We start from the raw sequence: 20538 nt of genomic DNA, 5'->3' as shown, positions 1-20538 counted from the left end.
CTCTACCAGAGTTCGCCTTGGGCGGGCTCTGCAGGTGCAGCCGGGCAAGGCCCGGCTCTACCATTCAGTCGTTGCGCCAGCCCGGACAAGCGGCTGGCATGCCGCGCCAACGCGGCCTGCATCACCTCTGCACTGCCCAGTACATGCAATGCCTGCCGCGCGCGGGTCATGCCGGTGTACACCAGCTCGCGCGACAGCACCCGGTTGTCGCGCCGAGGCAGCTGCAACCAGACCTCATCGAATTCCGAGCCCTGTGCCTTGTGCACGGTCATGGCGAAGGCACTTTCGTGGGCGGGCAACGCGGCCGGGTGGAAGGCGCGTGGCTGCTCCGGGCTGTCGCCGGGGAACCAGGCCAGCATCGCGCCTTCGCGGCTGCGCAGGCACAAGCCGATATCGCCGTTGAACAACCGGTGCCGGTAACTGTTTTCGGTGATCAGCAGCAGCCGGCCATGGAAATAGCGCGGGCCACTGCCCGGGCGCGCGCTGCCGGCCAGGGCGGCTTCGATCCGCTCGTTCAGCCCGCGCGCACCCTGCGGCCCCTCGCGCAGCGCGGTGAGCAGGCGCAGCCGGCCGGCCTGCGCCAGCGCCTGCACCGGATCATCGGCTTCGCCCAACCCGCGCCAGTGCGCCAGCAGGGTGTGCCGGTGCTGCAGCAGTGGGTCGACCTGGTCTTCGTGGAACGCCACGCCGGCCAGGCTGCCGCCGCGCAGCAGCTGCAGCGCGGTGGCGCTGTCGCCCTCGCGCACCGCGCGCGCCAGCGGCGCCAGGTCCAGCGCATCGCTCTGCCGGTACCCGCGCTGCAGCTGCACGCGGCGACCGGCGAACGCGCGGGGCGGGGCCACCGGCAGCAACGCCGGGGCGGCCAGCAGCGGGCGCAGCGCGGCTGCGTCATCGGCCTGGGTGCCCAGGCCATCGCCGCTGGCCTGCAGGATCGCGCTGAGCACGTCGCCGGCTTCCACCGACGGCAGCTGGTCCGGATCGCCCAGCAGCACCAGCCGGGTGCCGCTGGCCACCGCTTCGACCAGCTTGGTCATCAGCGGCAGGTCGATCATCGAGGCCTCGTCCACGACCACGATGTCATACGGCAGCGGGTTGTCAGCGTGGTGGCGGAAGCGTGGCGAATCGGGAATGACGCCCAGCAGCCGGTGCAGGGTCGCCCCGGTGGTCGGCATGGCCTCGGCCAGTTCGGACGCGACACCCACCAGGCGCAGCCGCTGCAGCGCCTGGCGCAGGCTGTCGGCCATGCGCTCGGCGGCGCGGCCGGTGGGGGCGGCCAGTGCCACCCGTGGCAGGGCCGCACCGGCCTGCTGCGCCTGCGCGGCCAACAGCACCAGCAGGCGCGCGATGGTGGTGGTCTTGCCGGTACCGGGGCCACCGGTGACCAGCACCAGTGGATGGCGCAGCGCCACTGCAGCCGCGCGCGCCTGGTGGTCGATGCCCTCCAGCGCCTGCGGGAACAGCTGGGCGAACAGCGTGGCGAGCCCGCCCGGATCGTGCGCCGGCAAAGAATGCGCGGCGATGCGCTGCAGGCCGAGTGCCAGACGGCGTTCGTATTCGCGGTAACGGCGCAGGTACAGCAGGCCGTGTTCGAGCACCAGCGGTGCATCGGCGGCCAGCACGTCGTCGCTGTCGGGCGATGCCACCCACGGCGATGCACGCAGCTGCGCCAGCCATGTGTCCGGCGAAGGCCAGTCCAGCTCGGCATCCACCAACCGCCGGGGCGCTGCCGGGTCGACGCCGGCGTGGCCCTGCGCCACCGCCAGCGAGGCCAGCGCGGCGGCGGCCAGCACCGCATCCGGCGTATCCGGCTGCAGCCGGCGCAGGCTCTGCGCCAGCGCATGGTCGAGCGTGCGCAGGGTGCCCTGCTTCAGCAGTGCGTCGAGCAGGCTCATGCCTCACCCCGCGCGCGTGCCACCAGTTCGGCGTGCTTCTCGGGGCCGCCTGCGAACAGTGCATCCATCGCCTCGACCAGGGCCGGGGCGAAGCGCTGCGCATGCACGCCCGGTGCGTCGGCGCGCCCCGCTTCCAGGCCGCGGCAGAACAGATAGCGGATGCCGCCCAGGTCGCGCTCCTGTATGTAGTGGCTGCCCAGCCGGAAGCGCAGCCAGCGGTGCAGTGCCACGGTGTAGATCAAGGCCTGCAGGTCGTACTCGCTGCTTTGCATGGCGGCTGCCAGGCGCGCGGCGTCGTAGCCGGGCAAGCGGTTGGATTTGTAGTCGAGCACGTACCAGCGTCCGTCGCGCACGTAAGTGAGGTCGATCTTGCCGGTCATCAGCCCCTCGAGCTGGCGTCGCGTGCCAAAACCGCGGCGGTCCGGCACCAGCCCGTGGTGGTGCAGCAGCTGCAGCAACGCCGGCACCGCGGTGGGCTGCATGGCGAAGTGGAACTCGATTTCGGCCCGCCTGTCGTGCAGCGGTACGCTGTGCAGCGCGCCGCCTTCGGGCAGCTGCACGGTCAGGGTCTGGCCGACCAGCGGCACCAGCACCGCCACGCCGTCGTCCAGGTCGGCATCGGCGTAGCCTTCGCTGCGCAGCGATTCGCGCAGCACCTCGGCCTCATCGCCCGGTGCCGGGTCGCCCGCGCGCCAGTCCGCCCAGCGCGCGAAATCGGTGTTCTCCAGTGCATCGTGCAGCACGTTGCCGAAGCGGCTGCCCATGAAGCGCGGGTCGATCTCCGGCTGCGGCTCACCGGGCGCGGGCGGTTCCACTTCCAGCGGCAGTTCCACGCCGGCCGGTTCGTCGGCTGCCGGGGCCGGCGCTTCGGTGGCCACCGCGTCGGTGTCGTGGCCGGCGTCGGCGTGGGCCAGCTGGGTGAAGCTGTACACCCACCAGTCGTGTGGCACCCGCCGGGTGATGGCGCGCACCGGCGGCAGCTCGCCTTCGCGCTGCACTGGCAGCTGCGCCGGGCGTGGCTCCACCGGGCCTTCGATCACCGCGATGTCCGGGTGCGCGCGCAGCGCTTCCAGGTCGGACAGCATCGGCGCCAGCCGCGTCTTCGCCAGCCCGGCCAGGTCGCCGGCCGCGATCCACAGCGCATGCTCGGCGCGGGTCAGGCCCACATACAGCAGGCGCGCGTCTTCAGCGCGTTGCTCCTGTGCGCTGCGCTCGCTGGCCGCGCTCCAGGCCTCGTCCTTGTCCAGCTTCCAGTGCAGCTCGCGGCGACCGTCGGCGTACACGGTGCAGTTGGAGTCGGTGTTGCCGCCACCGCTGTCGATGCCCACGAACGGCAGGAACACCAGCGGGTATTCCAGGCCCTTGCTCTTGTGCAGGGTGATGATCTGCACCCGGCGCGCATCCGATTCCAGCCGCAGCAGCTGTTGTTCGTCGTCCTGGTCGGCGTGCGCCATCTGCACCTGCAGCCAGTCCAGCAGGCCGTGCATGCCCAGCGCCTGGCCCGCGGCCTGCTGCAGCAGCTCGCCGAGCTGCAGGTAGTTGGTGAGCCGGCGTTCGCCATCCAGCAGGCCCAGCAGGCGCTCGGCGTGTTCGGCGCACAGGTCGGCGATGACCGCGAACGGCCCGCCGCGCAGCCAGCGTTCCCGCCACAGCAGCAGCCGGGTCTGGAACGCACGCTGCGGGTCGCCGTCGCGCTCCATCGCGTCGATGGAGGCGGCGTTTTCGCCGAGCAGCACGGTCGACAGCGCCGCGCGCAGGCGGCCTTCATCGGCCGGCTGCAGCAGGGCCAGCAGCAGCACGCGCAGCTCGCGGGCTTCGGCGGTTGCATACAGGCTCTGCTTGCCGGCAGCCACCGCCGGAATGCCCACCGCGCTCAGCGCGCGCTGGATACGGGTGGCTTCGTGGTGGCGGCGCACCAGCACTGCGATGTCGCCTGGCTGCACCGGCTGCCCGCGCAGCAGCGCGCGGCCTTCGCGACCCTCCAGCAGCACCTGGTGGATCGCAGCCACGCAGGCGTCGGTAGCCTGCTGACGCGAGGGGTCTGCCTTGAAGTCAGCACCATCGTCACTGCGCAGCAGGCGAAGGGTCAGCCCGGGTGCGGGCTGGCCATCGCGCAGGAAATCGGCATCGCTGCGGGTACTGCCCGGCAGCACCGGTTCAAAGGCGATGTCTGCTTCCAGGAACGCGCGCTCGCCAGCGGCTTCGTACAACGCCTGCAGCGCGCGCAGCACGCCCGGGCGCGAGCGGAAGTTGCGGTTCAACGCCGGTGCGGCCTCTGCTTCGCGCTTGGCCTTGAGGTAGGTGTGGATATCGCCGCCGCGGAACCCGTAGATGGCCTGCTTGGGATCGCCGATCAGGAACAGCGCCGGTGCCAGCCCGGCGTCGCGGGTTTCGGGCGAATCGCCAAACACGCGCTGGAAGATGCCCCACTGGCGGTCGTCGGTGTCCTGGAACTCATCCACCAGCGCGATGGCGTACTGTGCGCGCAGGTGCTGCACCAGTGCCGCACGGTGCGGGCCCTCCAGTGCGGCGGCCACGCCGTCGATCAGGTCATCGTAGGTCTGCACGCGGCCGACCCGCTTGAGTTCGTCCAGCCGCGCACGGGCCTGCCCGCGCAGCTGGTGCAGCAGCAGCAGCGCCTGCTGGCGCAGCCACTGGTCGTAGGCATCGGCGGCGTGCCACCAGGTCTGCAGCGCATCGAACAGCGGCGAGGCCGGGCAATGGCCCTGCTGGTCCTCCTTGCAGAACCCGAGCAACGCCACCGGCAGCAGCTTGCCCAGGTGCGAGGTGGCACCGCGCGGCCAGGTGCGCGCCGCACGACCGGCCAGCAGCTCGGCAAAGGCTTTGTCGAAGCTGGGCCGGCGCGCGCGGCGACCGTCGAAGATCTTGCGCTCGAAGGCGTTGGCGATGCTGGCCTGGGCGGCGTCGACATGCGCGTCGATCGCACTGCCGAGCGCCTCGGCGGCCACCTGCAGCGCGGAGCTGGGATCCTCCAGATGCTGTTGCGGCAACGCGGGCAGCAGCGGCAACGGCTTGATCAGCGCCGACAGGTCGCGCGCCAGCGCATCGGGCGCGGACCACAACCGGGTCAACGCATCCACCGTGGCCGGGTCGTTGGCGTGCACGCGCCACAGGTCGGCCGCCAGCTGGTCGTGCAGTTCGCGTTCGCTGGGCAGCAGCGTGGGCGGGTCGAAGGTATGCCCGCTTTCCAGCGCGTGCTCGCGCAGCACGCGGGTGCAGAAGCCATGGATGGTGAAGATCGAGGCCAGGTCGATCTCATCGGCGGCGGTCTGCAGGCGCTGGGCCAACGCTGCGGGGGTTTCCCGGCCCAGCGCCAGTTCGCGCTGCAGCAGGTAGCGGGTCAGCTGCACCTCGGGCGCGTCGTCGGCGGCCGGTGCGCGCGCCAGCAGCTGTGCGGCCAGCGCCAGGCGCTCGCGGATGCGCTTGCGCAGTTCCTGGGTGGCCGCGTCGGTGAAGGTCACCGCCAGGATCTGGCCGATGCGGTAACCCTGCTCCACCACCAGCCGGGTGAACAGCGTGGCCAGGGTGAAGGTTTTGCCGGTGCCGGCGCTGGCCTCGATCAGGCGCACGCCGTCCAGCGGCAGCGACAGGTACGGGTCGTCCTGCAGCATCAGCCCGCTCATGCCACGGCTCCTTCGTCGCTGAAGCCCTGGAACACCCGGCCCTCGCGGACTGCACTGAACACCACGAAGCTGGTGTGCAGCAGCTGTTGATAGCTGTCTGCGTCGGCGAAGGGATCGCGGCCGCGCAGGGCCAGCTGCACCGCATCGCCGCTGGCTTCGCCCCAGCGGCGTTCGCCGCCATGCCATTGCGCCCAGCCTTCGCTTTCGCGCTTGGCGGGGGGCGCGCGGTACAGCGTCCAGGCGGTGTACGGCCCGTACAACAGGGGGGCGCGCATGCCGTCGCGGCGCAACTGCAACAGCGCCTGCAGCGCCGCCCTGGCGATGGGCGCGGGTACTGCCGGCAGCACGTGCGGCCCTATCCCGTCATCGCCGCCGTCGTGGAACTCGACCAGCGCCAGCGCATCGCCGGCGGCGTTGGCCAGCAGCCAGTCCAGCCCATGCCGGATCGCCGCCGGCCCGTTCAAGCTGCCCGCGCGCAGGCGCACGATGCCTTGCGGGTGGATGTCGTCCACCCGCCCATGCAGGCGCACTCCATCAATCTCCACCTCATAGCGGCGGCTGTCGGCGTCGCTGTCGCCGCGCCATTGGGCCAGTGCCAGCGCATACGGGCGGGTCTGCTCCTGCAGGGCCTGGAACTGGCGTTCGCCCAGTGCGCCGGACGGCAGCAGCGCGCGGGCGCGCAGGCGTGCATAGAGAGGGGTGTCATCGCCCTGCAGGGTCGCCTCGATCACCGCGTGCTGCAGCAGGCGTTGCTCCAGTCCCCGGCCGGCCAGCACCAGTGGCTCAAGGTCGTCGGCGGTGGTCAGGTCATCTGGCAGGCGCAGCCCCAGCCGCTGCGACAGGAACTGCCCGGCGGGATCGACCAGGAAGCGGCGCAGCGCGTCCAGCGAGAGTTCGGGCATGCCCTCCTGCTCCAGCGGCGCCAGCGCCTGTTCGAACCACGCCGGCGGCGCGCGACGCACGCGGCCCAGCGAACCGGCGGCCGGGTGCCACTGCTGGCGGTAGCTGAAACGGCGCGGCTCATCGCCGCCACCGAAGGCGGCCGGCGAGAACGGCTGCAGCGAATGGCGCACGGTCAGCTGCTTTGCCGCCGCTGAAGGATCCTCATGGTATTCGGCGGCGGCATCGATCAGCTCGCTGACCAGCACCGAGGGCTCGCGCACGCTGCCATCGCGCGGATCGGCGCCCAGGTAGCTCAGGTAGAACACATCCTGCGCCGAGGCGAACAGCTGCAGGAACAGGAAACGGTCGTCCTCGCGCAGCGAGCGGTCGCCGTGGCGGCGCTTGTCGGTACCCAGTTCGGCAGTGAGCTGGTTGAGCCCGGCGGCCGGGTCGCGGCGCGGGAAATCGCCATCGTTCAGGCCGAGCACGCAGATCACCCGGAACGGCAGCAGCCGCATCGGCACCATGCGCCCGAAGCTGATGCCACCGGTGAGCAGCGGCGCGCGCGTATCGGCCTCGCTCAAGGCGCCGGCGAAATGGGCGCGCACTACCTCTGGCGGTACCGTACCGGTGAACCCGGCGCGTTCGGCATCGCGGGCGAACTCGTTGACCAGCTTGCGCAGCCGTTCCAGCGCGCGCTGGCTGCTGGCCGCTTCCGGTGCCTCGGGCAACAGCGCATCCAGCATGGCCAGCAGGCGCTGGCGCCAGTGCGCCGGTGTCAGCGCCTCGCCCAGTGCGCGCTGGTAACGGGCCAGTACCCGCATCAGCCCAAGCAGGCGGTCCAGCGCATCCAGCGCGCTGCCTTCCAGCTCCGGCCACGGCGCCACCCCGGAGATGTCGCCGTCGCTGCCGCTGGCATGGCCCAGCAGCAGGCGGTCCAGCGCGAACTGCCAGGTGTAGGCATCATCGTCCGGTGCCTGGTGCTGCGCGCGGTGCGCCGCACTCAAGCCCCAGCGCGCACCGGCGGCCTGCAGCCAGTCGTGCAGGCGGTCGAACGCGGCCGCATCCAGCCCGGCCGCTTCGGCCAGCGGCGCGCTCGCCAGCAGGTCCAGCACCTCATTGAGGCCAAAGCGCGACACCGGCAATCCCAGCAGGTGCACGAACACATCGGCAAGTGGTTCGCCGGTCAGCGGACTGGTATCGGCCAGGGCGTAGGGAATGTGGTCTTCGCCACCGCTGCGGCCGCCGAACACCGCTTCCAGGTACGGCACGTAGGGGTCGATATCCGGTGCCAGCACCGCGATGTCGCGGGCCTGCAGCGGCGGATCGAAGCGCGGGTCCTGCAGCAGCGCACGCAGTTGGTCGTGCAGCACCTGCAGTTCGCGCAGGCGGGTGTGGCAGGCATGCACCTGCAGGCTGGGGTCGTTGCGCAGCACCCCCGGGCGCAGCGCACCGGCCGGTTGCGCGCGGCGGTGGAACAGGTCGCGCTGCAGGCGGTGCAGCAGGCTGTCGGACAGGCCGCCGTGCGCCATGTCCGGGCGCGCGTCGTCTTCGGGATCGTCGTAGGCCGCGATCTCACCGGACGGATGCACCACTTCATAGCTGCCCAGCACCGCCATGAAGTCGCGCCCTGCCGCGCCCCAGGCCTGCAGCAGGCGGTTCTCATCGCTGCCATTGCCGAACGGATCAACCGCGCCAGCACGCAGCCGCCCGCCCAGCGTCTGCAGGTCGCCCCAATAGGAACGCGTCGGCGTGGGCAGGTAGAAATGCAGCGTGCCGACCCGCGCCTGGGTGGCCACCACGCGCAGCACATCCGGCGAGACGTTCAAGGTAGCGAAGGCGAACAGGCGCGGCGGCAGCCCCGCCGGCAACGGACGGTCCGCGCCTTCGAAGCCGTCGAGATAAGCATGGATGCGACGCGCGCGGTACTGGTGGCCGCTGCCGATGTGGCGCCACAGGATCGCCTGCGGATCCAGCGGGTCGGCGCCGGCCTCCCAGCGCAGCAGCCAGTCGCGGCGCCAGGCCTGGTACTTCTCGAACACCGAGGCCAGCTCCCCGGCCAGCGCCCACGGCTTGAGCGGGTCGGGCTGGGACAGGTACGCCTGCAGCGCGCGCAGCGGCGGCTGCGCCATCAGCAGCGGGTCGGTCAGCGCGGCGTACAGCTTCCAGTGCAGCGCGGCGGCAGTGAGGTCGTCATGTTCGCCCGGCACATTGGCATTGAGCGCGCGGGCCACGAACTCGCCCGGGGTCAGGAACGCCAGGTTGGCGGCGATGCCATACTCCGCCGCCAGGGTGGACTGCAGCCAGCGCCGCATCGCCACTTGGGGAATCAGCACCACGTCCGGCTCCAGGATCGACTGCCCCGCCACCGGCTCGCGCAGGGTGCGGGCCAGCAGCGCGGCCAGCACGTCCAGCGAATTGGAGTGGTACAGGCGGAAGTCTGAAGCGGGGTCGGTCATCGCGGCAGTGTGCCGCAGCCCGGCGCCAATCTCGACCCTCGCCGATACGGGCGGCAGCCGGTGACGTCTGTGACCTCCCGCACAGATGAGGGCGGTACGCACTGTTGCGGACCGGGAACCGCGCCGTGGCGGGGCTTGGGATCCCGACATGCGACAATACTGCACGGTCCAGTTCGGTTTTGTTCAGCCGCCCACCACGATCTTACAACGTTGGAATTTTGTTAATGGCGTCCATGACGGCTTCCGCAGAATCGCTGGTGCAGTTGGAGAACGTGCGTATCGATCGCGGCGGTCGGGCGATCCTGCGCGACGTTTCGCTGTCGGTCCCGCGTGGCAGCATCACCGCCGTGCTCGGCCCGTCGGGCAGCGGCAAGTCGACGCTGCTGGCCGCCCTGACCGGCGAGCTGCGCCCCGCGGCGGGCACCGTGACCCTGTTCGGTCAGCCGATTCCCACCGGCAGCAGCGCGTTGCGCGCGATGCGCCGCAGTGTCGGCGTGCTGCTGCAGGGCAATGGGCTGCTCACCGACCTGACCGTGGCCGAGAACGTGGCGCTGCCGTTGCGCACGCATACCAAGCTGCCGGCGCCGGTGCTGCGCCGGCTGGTAGACATGAAGCTGCACGCGGTGGGCCTGCTGGCCGCAGCCGATGCCTGGCCGCGCGAGCTGTCCGGCGGCATGGCGCGCCGGGTGGCGCTGGCGCGCGCGCTGGCACTGGACCCGCCGCTGATGATCTACGACGAACCGCTGACCGGGCTGGACCCGATCGCCAGCGGCGTGATCATGAGCCTGATCCAACGCCTCAACCACAGCCTGGGCCTGACCAGCATCATCGTCAGCCACCATGTGCACGAGACCTTGCCGATCTGCGACCAGGTGATCGCCATTGCCAATGGCGGCGTGGTCTTCCAGGGCAGCCCGGCCGCGCTGGAGTCCAGCCAGGACCCGCTGCTGCGCCAGTTCCTGCACGGACAGCCGGACGGCCCGATCCCGTTCGATGCCGCGCCCCGCGCGAAGGTGGCCTGATGCCGTTCGTTGAAAGCACCCGTTCACTGGGCCGGGCCGGCCTGTTCTCGCTGACCGTGCTGCGCGGATCGCTGCCGACCGCCGATTTCCTGGCCGAGCTGACGCGCGAGATCTACAAGGTGGGCGCGCGTTCGCTGCCGATCATCGCGGTGGGCGGTGCCTTCGTGGGCCTGGTGCTGACCCTGCAGGGCTACCGCACGCTCACCACGTTCGGCGCCGCAGATGCGCTGTCCACCCTGCTGGGCCTGTCGCTGTACCGCGAACTCGCACCGGTGCTGACCGCGCTGCTGTTCATTGGCCGCGCCGGCAGCTCGATTGCCGCCGAGCTGGGACTGATGCGCGCCACCGACCAGATCAAGGCGCTGGAGCTGATGGCGATCGATCCGGTGGCCAAGGTGGTGGCACCGCGCTTCTGGGCGGCGGTGCTCACCGTGCCCCTGCTCACCGGCATCTTCTGTTCGCTGGCGATCAGCGCCAGCTACTTCGAAGCCGTGCACGTGCTGGGCCTGGACAACGGCGTGTTCTGGTCGGCGCTGAGCAACAGCGTGGATTTCTGGGACGATTTCGGCGTGGCAATGCTGAAGTCGGCCATTTTCGGCGGCACCGCCGCGCTGGTGGCGTCGTACGTGGGCTTCCACGCCGAGCCGACCATCGAGGGCACGTCGGTGGCCACCACCCGCGCGGTGGTGAACGCCTCGCTGCTGGTGCTGATGTTCAACTTCGTGCTGTCGGCCATGATGTTCCGCTGACCCGCAACCCCCTTTGATCAGATACGGTGAGATGAACATGGCCATCCGCGGTCCCAGACTCGAATTTTCCGTCGGCGCGTTCCTGCTGCTGGCGCTGGCCTCGCTGCTGGTGCTGGCGATGGCATCGACCAACCAGCGCTGGGGCTTCGGCAGCGAGGGCTATGAGCTCAAGGCGCGCTTCACCCAGATCGGGCAGCTGCGCAAGCAGGCGCCTGTGAAGATCGGCGGCGTGGTGGTGGGCCAGGTGGGCAACATCGACCTGGACCCGGTCCGCTTCGATTCGATCGTCACCCTGAAGCTGGACCCGAAGTTCAAGGATCTGCCGGCCGATACCTCCGCCGGCATATTCACCAGCGGTTTGCTCGGCGAGAGCTATATCGGACTGCAACCGGGCGGTGACCCGGAGGTGCTCAAGTCCGGTGACGAGATCGTCTTCACCCAGCCAGCCGTGGACCTGATCCAGATGGTTGGCAAGTACATGTTCAGCGGCCCGGGCAATGCCGGCGCCGCTTCCCAGGAAGCTCCCGGCGCGGAAGCGCCGGCAACGGAACCGCAGAAATGAAAAAGACCCTGATTCCGGCGCTGCTCGCTTCGGCCCTGCTCGCCACCCTGCCCTCGCTGTCGTTTGCCCAGGCCGCCCCGGCCACCGCCGCCGCGCCGCAGAGCCAGGCCGGCAAGGTGGTGCTGGATGCCAGCACCCGCATCCTGAACACCCTGCAGCAGCGCCGTGCGGAGTTCAGCAAGAACCCGACCGCGCTGCGCAGCTATATCGACAGCGAGCTCAACCGCACCTTCGACCGTGATTACGCGGCGCGCCTGGTGCTGGGTTCCAACGCGCGCACGGCTTCGGACGCGGACGTGAAGCTGTTCGCCGATGCCATGGCCGACAACCTGATGCAGCGCTACGGTTCGGCCCTGCTTACCATCCAGGGCAAGCCGAGCTTCCGCCTGAAGGGCGAGCAGCCGCTGCCGGGCAACCGCGGGGTCAAGGTATCGACCGAGCTGCTGCGTGCCGGCAGCGAGTCGACCCCGGTCGAGTACCTGATGCGCAACGTCAACGGCCAGTGGAAGATCTTCGACGTCAATATCGAAGGCATTTCCTACGTGCAGACCTTCCGTACCCAGTTCGACGGCCCGCTGCGCCAGAAGGGCATCAAGGAAGTGGCCAAGGAACTGCGGGGCGGTACCCTGCAGGCCGGGCCGGCCGGTAATGGCAAGTAACGCCACCGTGCAGCTCGACGGTCCGCGCGCCCGGTTCACCGGCGTGCTGGACCGCGATGCGGTCGTGGCGCTGTGGCCGCAGCTGAAGGCCCTCCCCGACAGCATCTCCCAGCTCGACCTGGCGGCGGTGGAGGGCGTGGACAGCGCCGGCCTGGCGCTGCTGGCCGAGCTGTCGGCGCGCGCGCGCGCGAACGGGCGTACGCTGGTTCTCAACGGTACCCCTCCTGGTTTCACCGAACTCAGCGCCGCCTATCGGCTGGCGCCGTCCCTGGATTTCAATGCCCCTTCTGCCGCGAGCTGACATGAACGTCATACGCACCGCCTCCCTTCTCCTGCTGGCCTTGGCGCTGAGTGCCTGTGCAGCCAAGCCGGCCCGCGACAGTGCGCCCGCCAGCGTGGCGGTAGCCCCCGCCTCCGCACCGGCGGCTCCCGCAGCGTCCGACAGCGCCGCCGATGCAGCGACCTCGCCGACCGTCGCCAGCCCTGCGGCACCCGTGGCCGCCGTTGATTCCGCCCCAGGTGATGGCGCGCCCGTGACGGCCGCCACGGAGGTCGCGCCGACGGGTGCCGAGGACGACTTCGCCGCGCTGTACGGCGGTCCGGCGCCGACCGCCGACGGTGCCGAACCGGGTCGCTCGCCGTACGACCCGTGGGAAGGCTTCAACCGCCGCGTGCACGCGTTCAACAACGTGGTCGACCGCGCGGTCGCGCGCCCGCTGGCCACCGCTTACGTGAATGTCGTGCCGCGCTTCGCACGCACCGGCGTGACCAACTTCTTCAGCAACCTGCGCGCGCCGGTGACCATCACCAACCAGCTGCTGCAGGGCCGCCCCGGGGATGCCTGGGACAGCCTGGGCCGGTTCGTGATGAACTCCACGCTGGGCATCGGTGGTCTCTTCGACCCGGCCAGCCGCGCGCTGGTACCGCGCCGCAGCGAGGACTTCGGCCAGACCCTGGGCGCCTGGGGCTGGCGCAGCTCGCGCTACGTGGAGCTGCCGTTCTTCGGCCCGCGTACCGTGCGTGATGTATTCGGGCTGGCCGGTGACATCCCGCTGTCGCCGATCCGCACGATCGAGGAAGACAAGGTCCGCATCCCCCTGCAGGGCCTGCAGCTGGTGGACATGCGCTCGCAGCTGCTGGCACTGGACGACATCCGCGACGGCGCCGTGGACGAGTACGCGCTGACCCGTGATGCCTGGCTGCAGCGCCGCAACTACCAGATCCAGAACGACCTGCGCGGCCGCCGTGACCGCGGCAAGGACGCGGACGACGCGCCGATCCCGGTCGACGCGATGCCGATGCCCAACTGGGGCAACTAAGAAAAAACCCCGCTTCGGCGGGGTTTTTTTGTACCTGCCGGATTACAGCACTGCTTCAAGGCCCTTCCTGTCGATCAGGTTCAGGAGCTTCAGCGATGGCCCGCTGGGCCGCTTGTCTCCCTGCTCCCAGCTTCGCACCGTGGAAACGCTGGTGTTCAGGACACCGGCCAGCACGGCTTGGCTGATCTTCAGCATGTCGCGCAGCGCGCGGATCTGCGCGCTGCTGTATTCGGGTACAGGTTCAAGGCACAATGCGTCGTACTGATGCATCCGTCGCTGGTCGATGAAGCCGTGATCCTGCAGGCCGCGGGCAGTGTCATGCACTGCGTCGAGTACCGCACTCCGGGTACCAGCCTTAAGGCTTTTGTTTGCCATGACAGATCTCCTGCAATTCGCCTCGTTCGAGAGCCAGGTCCAAGGAAGCCGACGGCATGCCCAATAGATCCACGGCCAAAAGCTGCAATGCATCGCGTTCAGCAGGCGTGACGTTGGCACGCACATTCTTCTCGTAGCCGAACAGAAAGAACCAGCGGTTTCCGCGATTGCTGGCGAGCAATGTGCGCGTGCTTCCCCGCTTGCCCCGCCCCGGTAGCGCAACCCGCTTCTTCAGGACGCCGCCCCCAAGATCCGCATCGACCAGTCCGTGGATCATCTCCTGCACCGCTGCGCAGAGTGCGGCATCGGTCAGATCCAGCTTGCGCATCATGCGGACGAACACCCGCGTCTTGAATACTCGCGTCATGAGTTTACCATACCACTGGGTGGTATGGTAAATCTGAGCATCTGGTCACCTGCGGGCGCATGGGCGCGCAGATGCGAGGCCCGTCAGGCAGCGAGTGCGGCGTCGATGGCGGCGACCAGGCGGGCGTCGTCAGCCGGCACGTCGGGGGCGAAGCGGGCGACGACTTTGCCGTCGCGGCCCACCAGGAACTTCTCGAAGTTCCACAGCACGCCGGGGGCCGGGTTGACGACCAGATCCGGGTACTTGGCGACCGCACCCTGCAGCTTCTCGCGCATCGGACCTTCGCCGGTGGCGGCCGGCTGGGCCTGGGTCAGCTGCTGGTACAGCGGGTGGATGTCATCGCCAGCCACGCTGATCTTGGCGAACATCGGGAAGCTCACGTTGTATTCCAGCTGGCAGAACTGCTGGATGTCAGCGTCGCTGCCCGGCTCCTGGGCCAGGAAATTGTTGGCCGGGAAGCCCAGCACTTCCAGGCCGGCAGCCTGCTTGTCGGCATACAGTGCCTGCAGGCCTTCGTACTGCGGGGTCAGCCCACACTTGGAGGCGACATTGACCACCAGCAGCACCTTGCCGCGGTAGTCGGCCAGCGAACTGGCCTGGCCTTCAATGGTGGAAACGGGAATGTCGTAGACGGTCTGGCTCACGGGAAATCCTGTGCGAAGTGAAAAGGGCACATCGGAGATGTGCCCTGGGAATGGGAAATCAATCGACGCAGATCGTGCCCTGGGCCACGCCGTTGTCGATGCGCTGGCGGCAGCCGAAGTTCTGGCTCACGTCGGTCTGGCATACACCACGCGCCTTGCTGCCAGCCACCAGTTCGGTCTCGCCCTGGGCCAGGCACTGGCCGGTGCATTCACTCTTGGCGCTGCAGGCCTTGCCGGCATCGGCATAGGGCACCACGCACTGCACGCGCTGCAGCCGTCCCAGCGGCTTGAGTTCACCACCGGCGGCCGCGCAGCGGGCGGCATCGGCGTTGTCGGCGGCGGCGGGAGCGTTCGTGGCGGTGTCGCCGGCATTCGGCGAACTGCTGCAGCCGGCAAGCGCGAGCATCAGGGACAACATCAGGGTAAGACGCATCGGTTCAATCCTGGAGGAGGAAAAGGAAGGCAGGCACGTGGCCGCGACCCAGCATCGCCGATCGCGTGCATGCAGGGTGTCGGCAATGCGTTTCAGTCCTGCGCGGCTGACGCGTCGTCCGCGCTGGCCTCGTCATCGTCGCCGCTGGCATCGCCCAGCAGCAGATCGGTCTGCTCGGTGCCCAGCGTCTCCACTCCGCGCAGGCGGCGTTCGATGGTGCGGGTCTTGCGGCTGGCCTCGCCCAGGCTGCGGCCGACCGTGCTGATCTGCTTTTCGGCCTTTTCCAGGATGCCGGCAAACTTGCCGAACTCGCTCTTCACCGCGCCCAGCAGGCTCCACACTTCACTGGAGCGCTGTTCGATGGCCAGGGTGCGGAAGCCCATCTGCAGGCTGTTGAGCAGCGCGGTCACCGTGGTCGGCCCGGCCACCACCACGCGGTGTTCGCGCTGCAGCAGGTCCACCAGCCCCGGGCGGCGGATCACCTCGGCGTACAGGCCTTCGGTAGGCAGGAACATCACTGCGAAATCGGTGGTGTGCGGCGGCACGATGTACTTGTCGCAGATCGACTTGGCCTGGATCCGGATCGCGCGTTCCAGCTGCGCGCCCTGCACGCGTACGCCATCGGCGTCACCCTGCTCCTGCGCATCGAGCAGGCGCTCGTAGTCTTCGCGCGGGAACTTGGAATCGATCGGCAGCCACACCGGGGTGTCCTCGTGGCCGCGCCCGGGCAGGCGCACCGCGATGTCCACCATTTCGCCGCTGTCCGGGCGCACTTTGACGCCGCGTGCGTACTGCTCCTGGGTGAGGGTCTGCTCAAGGATGTTGTCCAGCTGCACTTCGCCCCAGCTGCCCCGGTTCTTGACGTTGGTCAGCACCCGCTTGAGGTCTCCGACGCCGGTGGCCAGCTGCTGCATTTCGCCCAGCCCACGCTGCACCTGTTCCAGGCGGTCGGACACCAGCTGGAACGACGCACCCAGCCGCGCTTCCAGCGTGGTCTGCAGTTTTTCGTCGACGGTGACCCGCATCTGGTCCAGCTTCTGCGCGTTGTCGGCCTGCAGGCTCCGCAGCTGCTGCTCCAGCGTGGCGCGCATTTCACCCATGCGCTGTTCGTTGCGCTGGGTCATCTCCTGCAGCCGCAGGCCCAGGGATTCGCCGAACCGCTGCTGCGACTGCGTGGCTTCCTCGCGGCCCAGCCGGGCATCGTCGGCCACGGCCTGGCGCAGCGCGGCCATGTGGGCGTCGCTGCGCTGCTGGGCCTGGCCGGCGTCCTCGCGGGCCTTGCGCGCGTCTTCGCCCAGCGCATCACGCAGCAGGTCCAGGCGCTGGTCAGTGCGGGTGGACAGGTCGGTCAGCGCGCGCGCGAAGGTTTCCAGCCGCGCGTCCTGCTGCCGGCCCAGCCCTTCGAGCTGCTCGCGCAGTTCACTGCGGCCGGTCCGCGCTTCTTCGCGCAGGCTCTGCTCAAGGTCGCCATGGCCGGAACGCCGCAGCAGGGCCACCAGCTGCAGGATGAGGACGGCACACAGCAGGCCGCCAAGGATGAGGAATTCAGGTTGCATGGAAGAAGTGTAGGCTGAGCCGGTCTCATTCGCTGCGCCGGATCGCTCCATGCTGGATCTTCTGGGAAAGTCGACGTCGATCAACGTGCGCAAGGTGCAGTGGCTGTGCGCCGAGCTGGGCCTGCAGTACCGGCAGCTCGGGGCCGACGGCCACGATGCGGATTTCCTCGCGGCCCTGCACCCGCTCAACCCGAACGGCCAGGTGCCGGTGATCCGCGATGGCAACTTCGTGCTGTGGGAATCCAACAGCATCTGCCGCTACCTGGCCGCGGCAGCCGGCCGCCACGACCTGCTGCCGCGCGACCCGCGGTCCCGGGCCCGGGTGGAGCAATGGATGGACTGGCAGGCCACCGACCTCAACACCGCCTGGCGGCACGTGTTCATGGCCCGCGTGCGCCAGCACCCGGCCTACCCTGACGATGGCGCCGCGCAGGCCAGCCTGGTGCAGTGGAACCGGCTCATGCAGCACCTGGATCAGCAGCTGGCCGGGACCGGCGCCTACGTGGCCGGCGAGGACTTCACCCTGGCCGACATCGTGCTGGGGCTTTCCACCCAGCGCTGGCGGCTGACCCCGGGCGACAAACCCGAACTGCCGGCCGTGGCGGCGTGGTTCCACCGCCTTGGCCCGCGCCCCGGGTTTGCCCGCCACTGCGACAACGGCGTGGCCTGAGGCTCAGAAGCCTTCCAGCACCACCTTGCCCACCGCGCGGTGGCTTTCGATGTGCGCATGCGCGCGGCGCAGGTTGGCCGCGTCGATGCGGCCGTAGTTCTCGCCCAGCGTGGTGCGCAGCACGCCGCTGTCGACCAGCTCGGCCACCCGGTTGAGCAGCACGTGCTGCTGTTGCAGGTCGGTCGTGCTGAAGCTGGAGCGGGTGAACATCGATTCCCAGTGCAGCGACAGGCTCTTGCGCTTGAGCGCCATCACATCGAGCTGGCCGGGGTCGTCGATCAGCGCCAGCTGGCCCTGCGGTGCCAGCGCGGCCACGATCTGCGCGTAGTGCTGGTCGGTGTGGGTGAGGCTGGCCACGTGGGTGACGCTCTCGATCCCGATCCGCGCCAGGCCCTCGGTCAGCGGCTGGCTGTGGTCGATGACGTGGTGGGCCCCCAGCGCGTACACCCAGTCCTGGGTGTCCGGGCGCGAGGCAGTGCCGATCACGGTCAGCCGGGTCAGCTGGCGCGCCAGCTGGACCAGGATCGAGCCCACCCCGCCGGCCGCACCGATCACCAGCAGGGTCTGGCCTTCACCACCGCCTTCGGCGATGCGCAGGCGGTCGAACAACAGCTCCCACGCGGTGATCGCGGTCAGCGGCAGCGCGGCAGCCGCCGCATCGTCCAGGCTGGTCGGCTTGCGGCCCACGATGCGCTCGTCCACCAGCTGGTACTCGGCGTTGCTGCCCGGCCGGTTGATGTCGCCGGCGTAGAAGACCGCATCACCCGGCTGGAACAGGGTCACCTCGCTGCCTACCGCGTCCACGATGCCTACCGCGTCCCAGCCCAGCACGCGCGGCGCCTCGACGGCCACGCCGCGGCGGACCTTGGTGTCCACCGGGTTCACCGACACCGCGCGCACCTGCACGCGAAGGTCGCGCGGGCCCGGGGTCGGCACCGGCAGGGTGATGTCGACCAGCGCCGTCGGGTCGGTGATGGGCAGGCCGTGCTGGGTATAGGCGATGGCTTTCATGGGATGGTCCTTGGATGAGGCGCTCAGGTTGGCTTGCCCGGCCCCGGCCGGAAAGGCGCAGAATGCAGCAGCACTTTCACTCCTGGAATGAAAATGGTCCGCTTCGAGGATCTTCAGCTGTTCGTCCGCACCGCCGCGCTGGGCAGCTTCTCCAGTGCAGCGCGCGAGGCCGACCTGCTGCCCGGCCAGGTAGCCGCCGCCGTGGCCCGGCTGGAGCGGGAGCTGGACCTGCGCCTGTTCGTACGTTCCACCCGCAGCCTGCGCCTCACCGCCGAAGGCGTGCTCTATCTACCGTATGCCCAGGACCTGCTGGACACCCTGCACGAGGGCCAGGCCCGGGTGCGCGGCGAAGATGCCGAGCTGCGCGGCGTGCTGCAGGTGGCCGCGCCCTCTGATCTCGGCCGCAATGTGCTGCTGCCCTGGCTGACCGAGTTCCGCACCGCGCACCCGAAGCTGCAGCTGCGCCTGCTGTTGTCCGACCAGGTGGCCGACGTATTCCGCGACCCGGTGGATATCGCGTTCCGGCTGGGCCGCTTCGACACCGCCAGCTACGTGGCGCTGCCGCTGCTGCCGGGCAACCGGCGCGTGCTGTGCGCCGCACCGGCCTACCTGGAGCGGCAGGGTACGCCGGCCTCGCTGGACGCGCTCAAGGAACACCACTGCCTGGTCTACCAGCTGGCCGGGCGTCCCTACGACCGCTGGAGTTTCGAACAGGACGGGCGGCGCGTGGTGGTACCGGTTCGCGGCCAGCTGGTGTGCGATGACGCTGACGTAGTGCGGCGCTGGGCGGTGGCTGGCGAAGGGATCGTGTTCAAGTCGTGGCTGGATGTGGCCGACGATGTGCGCGCCGGGCGCCTGCAGGTGCTGATGGGGGGCGCAGGCGACAGCCTGCCGTTGAACCTGGTGTGCCCGCACCGCAAACAGTTTTCGCCCGCGATCCGCCAGCTGCATGCGTTGTGCGCCCAGCGCCTGCAGCCGATGCTGGCCGATCTGCCGGGACGTGCGCCGTAGCGCTGTCGGCAGCGGGCCGGGTAGCCGACAATGGCGGCCCCCCGAAGTCGAGTCACCGCCATGCCGTGGATGGGCATCCAGGACCTGTGGACCTTTGTCATCGCCGTGCTGGTGTTCCTGGCGCTGCCAGGGCCGGGCACCTTCACCCTGCTCACCGCCACCGGGCGCGGTGGCGTGCGCGGCGGCTATACCGCGCTGTTCGGGCTGCTGCTTGGCGACCAGATCCTGATGTGGCTGGCGGTGGCCGGCGTGGCGGCCCTGCTCAAGGCCAACCCGCTGGTGTTCCACGCGGTGCAGTACCTCGGTGCGGCCTATCTGGTGTGGGTGGGCATCGGCCTGCTGCGGCCCGCGCCGGCCAGCGGTGACACCGGCGGCATCCGGCTGCAGCCGGGCCACTACTTCCGCCAGGCGGTGCTGATCAGCCTGCTCAACCCCAAGGCGATCATCTTCTACATGGCGTTCCTGCCGCTGTTCATCGACCCGGCGCGGCACCAGGGCGTGGTGACGTTCGCGACCATGGCCACGCTGATCTTCGTGCTCAGCCTGGCGTACTGCTCGGTGCTGATCGGGGTGGGCAACCTGTTGCGCCGTCGGATCATCCAGCACCCGCGTGTGGGGGTAGTACTGAAACGCGTCGCGGGGGTTTTCCTGATCGGGTTTGGCCTGCGCCTGGGGCTGAGTGGCTGAACCCTTTTCGGGGTGGGCGTTTCGCCTGCATTGCCGGCGCGCGGCGATAGGCAACGTCATCGAAATTGCCCTCGGCGATCGATAGCGCGTAATTCTTCCCAGGCGCCGGCAGGTGTCAAATCGTTGCCATCGCGGGCATCCGACCCGTGGCGAGGCAACCGTGAGATGACCACCCCCGTGTACTTCGTGCAGCACCTGGCCGGCCACGACGAGCGCCTGCTGGCATTGAGCACCGACCGCGTCGACCTGGCCCATCCGTCGGTCCAGCGGATCGTGGCGGACCTGCAGCCGCTGGACCGCATCGAGCTCCGGGGCTGCCGCTTCGATTGCGCCGCCAGCCTGTTGCTGGGGCTGCGCCGGCGCATCTGCGAAGCCGAGGCCGACGCGTGCGGCTGGCGGGTATTCGATGAACGGGGGGTTCTGCGCTGCAAGAAGCTTCCCGACGACACCTGCGTGATCTATCCACAGGGCGCCGACGATGTGGCGCGCTGGGGCCCGTTGATCGCGGCCAGCCGTGTTGTGCCAGATTCGTCAAGGCAGGCTATTTGAAATGATCGTCAAGGGATTCACGACGTCCAGCAGTAGTAATGCTGCGC

18 protein-coding genes and 1 pseudogene are annotated in these 20538 nt (G+C 69.5%); 10 read left to right on the top strand and 9 right to left on the bottom strand.

Features of this window, described 5'->3' with window-relative positions; translation table 11 throughout:
- Nucleotides 1–2 precede the first annotated feature (2 nt).
- The 3 genes from recD to recC are packed head-to-tail and all read right to left on the bottom strand — an operon-like array spanning nucleotide 3 to nucleotide 8877.
- Nucleotides 3–1892, bottom strand: a complete 1890-nt coding sequence (recD, locus tag QE395_RS18770) for an exodeoxyribonuclease V subunit alpha (protein ID WP_306990360.1) — start codon at nucleotides 1890–1892, stop codon at nucleotides 3–5.
- Nucleotides 1889–5536: an exodeoxyribonuclease V subunit beta gene (gene recB / locus QE395_RS18765; protein WP_306990357.1), complete on the bottom strand. Its 3648-nt coding sequence runs from the start codon at nucleotides 5534–5536 to the stop codon at nucleotides 1889–1891. The genes recD and recB overlap by 4 nt, the downstream gene beginning before the upstream one ends.
- Complete coding sequence (recC, locus tag QE395_RS18760; protein ID WP_306990355.1) at nucleotides 5533–8877, bottom strand: exodeoxyribonuclease V subunit gamma; 3345 nt, start codon at nucleotides 8875–8877, stop codon at nucleotides 5533–5535. The genes recB and recC overlap by 4 nt, the downstream gene beginning before the upstream one ends.
- 233 nt (nucleotides 8878–9110) lie before the next feature.
- Between recC and QE395_RS18755 the strand changes: the two genes are divergently transcribed.
- From QE395_RS18755 to QE395_RS18730, 6 genes are read left to right on the top strand one after another with little or no spacing between them, the layout of a single operon-like run.
- The gene (locus QE395_RS18755; protein ID WP_095362369.1) at nucleotides 9111–9899 is read left to right on the top strand and encodes an ATP-binding cassette domain-containing protein; all 789 of its coding nucleotides are present in this window, start codon (nucleotides 9111–9113) and stop codon (nucleotides 9897–9899) included.
- Nucleotides 9899–10648: an MlaE family lipid ABC transporter permease subunit gene (locus QE395_RS18750; RefSeq protein ID WP_068847974.1), complete on the top strand. Its 750-nt coding sequence runs from the start codon at nucleotides 9899–9901 to the stop codon at nucleotides 10646–10648. The genes QE395_RS18755 and QE395_RS18750 overlap by 1 nt, the downstream gene beginning before the upstream one ends.
- Before the next feature lie 37 nt (nucleotides 10649–10685).
- A complete protein-coding gene (gene mlaD / locus QE395_RS18745; RefSeq protein ID WP_068854468.1) occupies nucleotides 10686–11210 on the top strand; it encodes an outer membrane lipid asymmetry maintenance protein MlaD in 525 nt (174 codons plus the stop codon).
- Nucleotides 11207–11869 carry an ABC transporter substrate-binding protein gene (locus tag QE395_RS18740; RefSeq protein ID WP_095362370.1) on the top strand — a complete coding sequence of 221 codons (663 nt, stop codon included), beginning with the start codon at nucleotides 11207–11209 and terminating at the stop codon, nucleotides 11867–11869. Before mlaD ends, QE395_RS18740 begins: the two co-directional genes overlap by 4 nt.
- Complete coding sequence (locus QE395_RS18735; protein WP_068847978.1) at nucleotides 11859–12170, top strand: STAS domain-containing protein; 312 nt, start codon at nucleotides 11859–11861, stop codon at nucleotides 12168–12170. The genes QE395_RS18740 and QE395_RS18735 overlap by 11 nt, the downstream gene beginning before the upstream one ends.
- A gap of 1 nt (nucleotide 12171) precedes the next feature.
- Entirely contained in the window at nucleotides 12172–13188 is a 1017-nt protein-coding gene (locus tag QE395_RS18730; protein WP_306990351.1) for a VacJ family lipoprotein, read from the top strand.
- Nucleotides 13189–13230: 42 nt separating this feature from the next.
- Here QE395_RS18730 and QE395_RS18725 read toward each other — a convergent pair whose 3' ends face one another.
- The 5 genes from QE395_RS18725 to rmuC all read right to left on the bottom strand — a co-directional run bounded on the left by QE395_RS18725 (nucleotide 13231) and on the right by rmuC (nucleotide 16563).
- Complete coding sequence (locus tag QE395_RS18725; RefSeq protein WP_095362372.1) at nucleotides 13231–13563, bottom strand: helix-turn-helix domain-containing protein; 333 nt, start codon at nucleotides 13561–13563, stop codon at nucleotides 13231–13233.
- Nucleotides 13544–13930 carry a type II toxin-antitoxin system RelE/ParE family toxin gene (locus tag QE395_RS18720; protein ID WP_095362373.1) on the bottom strand — a complete coding sequence of 129 codons (387 nt, stop codon included), beginning with the start codon at nucleotides 13928–13930 and terminating at the stop codon, nucleotides 13544–13546. Before QE395_RS18720 ends, QE395_RS18725 begins: the two co-directional genes overlap by 20 nt.
- 83 nt (nucleotides 13931–14013) lie before the next feature.
- On the bottom strand, nucleotides 14014–14574 hold the full coding sequence (locus QE395_RS18715) for a glutathione peroxidase (protein WP_093535483.1): 561 nt from the start codon (nucleotides 14572–14574) through the stop codon (nucleotides 14014–14016).
- Nucleotides 14575–14632: 58 nt separating this feature from the next.
- Entirely contained in the window at nucleotides 14633–15007 is a 375-nt protein-coding gene (locus tag QE395_RS18710; protein ID WP_306990348.1) for a hypothetical protein, read from the bottom strand.
- A 92-nt stretch (nucleotides 15008–15099) separates the two neighbouring features.
- On the bottom strand, nucleotides 15100–16563 hold the full coding sequence (gene rmuC, locus QE395_RS18705) for a DNA recombination protein RmuC (protein WP_306990346.1): 1464 nt from the start codon (nucleotides 16561–16563) through the stop codon (nucleotides 15100–15102).
- 49 nt (nucleotides 16564–16612) lie between these two features.
- On the opposite strand from rmuC, the gene QE395_RS18700 reads away from it, so the two are divergent.
- The gene (locus tag QE395_RS18700; RefSeq protein ID WP_306990344.1) at nucleotides 16613–17233 is read left to right on the top strand and encodes a glutathione S-transferase N-terminal domain-containing protein; all 621 of its coding nucleotides are present in this window, start codon (nucleotides 16613–16615) and stop codon (nucleotides 17231–17233) included.
- A 3-nt stretch (nucleotides 17234–17236) separates the two neighbouring features.
- On the opposite strand, the gene QE395_RS18695 is transcribed toward QE395_RS18700, so the two are convergent.
- A complete protein-coding gene (locus tag QE395_RS18695; RefSeq protein WP_306990342.1) occupies nucleotides 17237–18244 on the bottom strand; it encodes a zinc-binding alcohol dehydrogenase family protein in 1008 nt (335 codons plus the stop codon).
- 87 nt (nucleotides 18245–18331) lie between these two features.
- On the opposite strand from QE395_RS18695, the pseudogene QE395_RS18690 reads away from it, so the two are divergent.
- The 3 genes and pseudogenes from QE395_RS18690 to QE395_RS18680 form a co-directional block, all read left to right on the top strand.
- Nucleotides 18332–19299, top strand: a pseudogene (locus tag QE395_RS18690) (LysR family transcriptional regulator); the annotation flags it as partial.
- 16 nt (nucleotides 19300–19315) lie between these two features.
- On the top strand, nucleotides 19316–19942 hold the full coding sequence (gene leuE / locus QE395_RS18685) for a leucine efflux protein LeuE (RefSeq protein WP_068847996.1): 627 nt from the start codon (nucleotides 19316–19318) through the stop codon (nucleotides 19940–19942).
- A gap of 165 nt (nucleotides 19943–20107) precedes the next feature.
- Entirely contained in the window at nucleotides 20108–20491 is a 384-nt protein-coding gene (locus tag QE395_RS18680) for a hypothetical protein (RefSeq protein ID WP_306990340.1), read from the top strand.
- Nucleotides 20492–20538: the final 47 nt, after the last annotated feature.

Source organism: Stenotrophomonas sp. SORGH_AS_0282 (assembly GCF_030818125.1).
Taxonomy (GTDB): Bacteria; Pseudomonadota; Gammaproteobacteria; order Xanthomonadales; family Xanthomonadaceae; genus Stenotrophomonas; species Stenotrophomonas rhizophila_A.
This window is presented reverse-complemented; position numbering and strand designations above follow the sequence as displayed.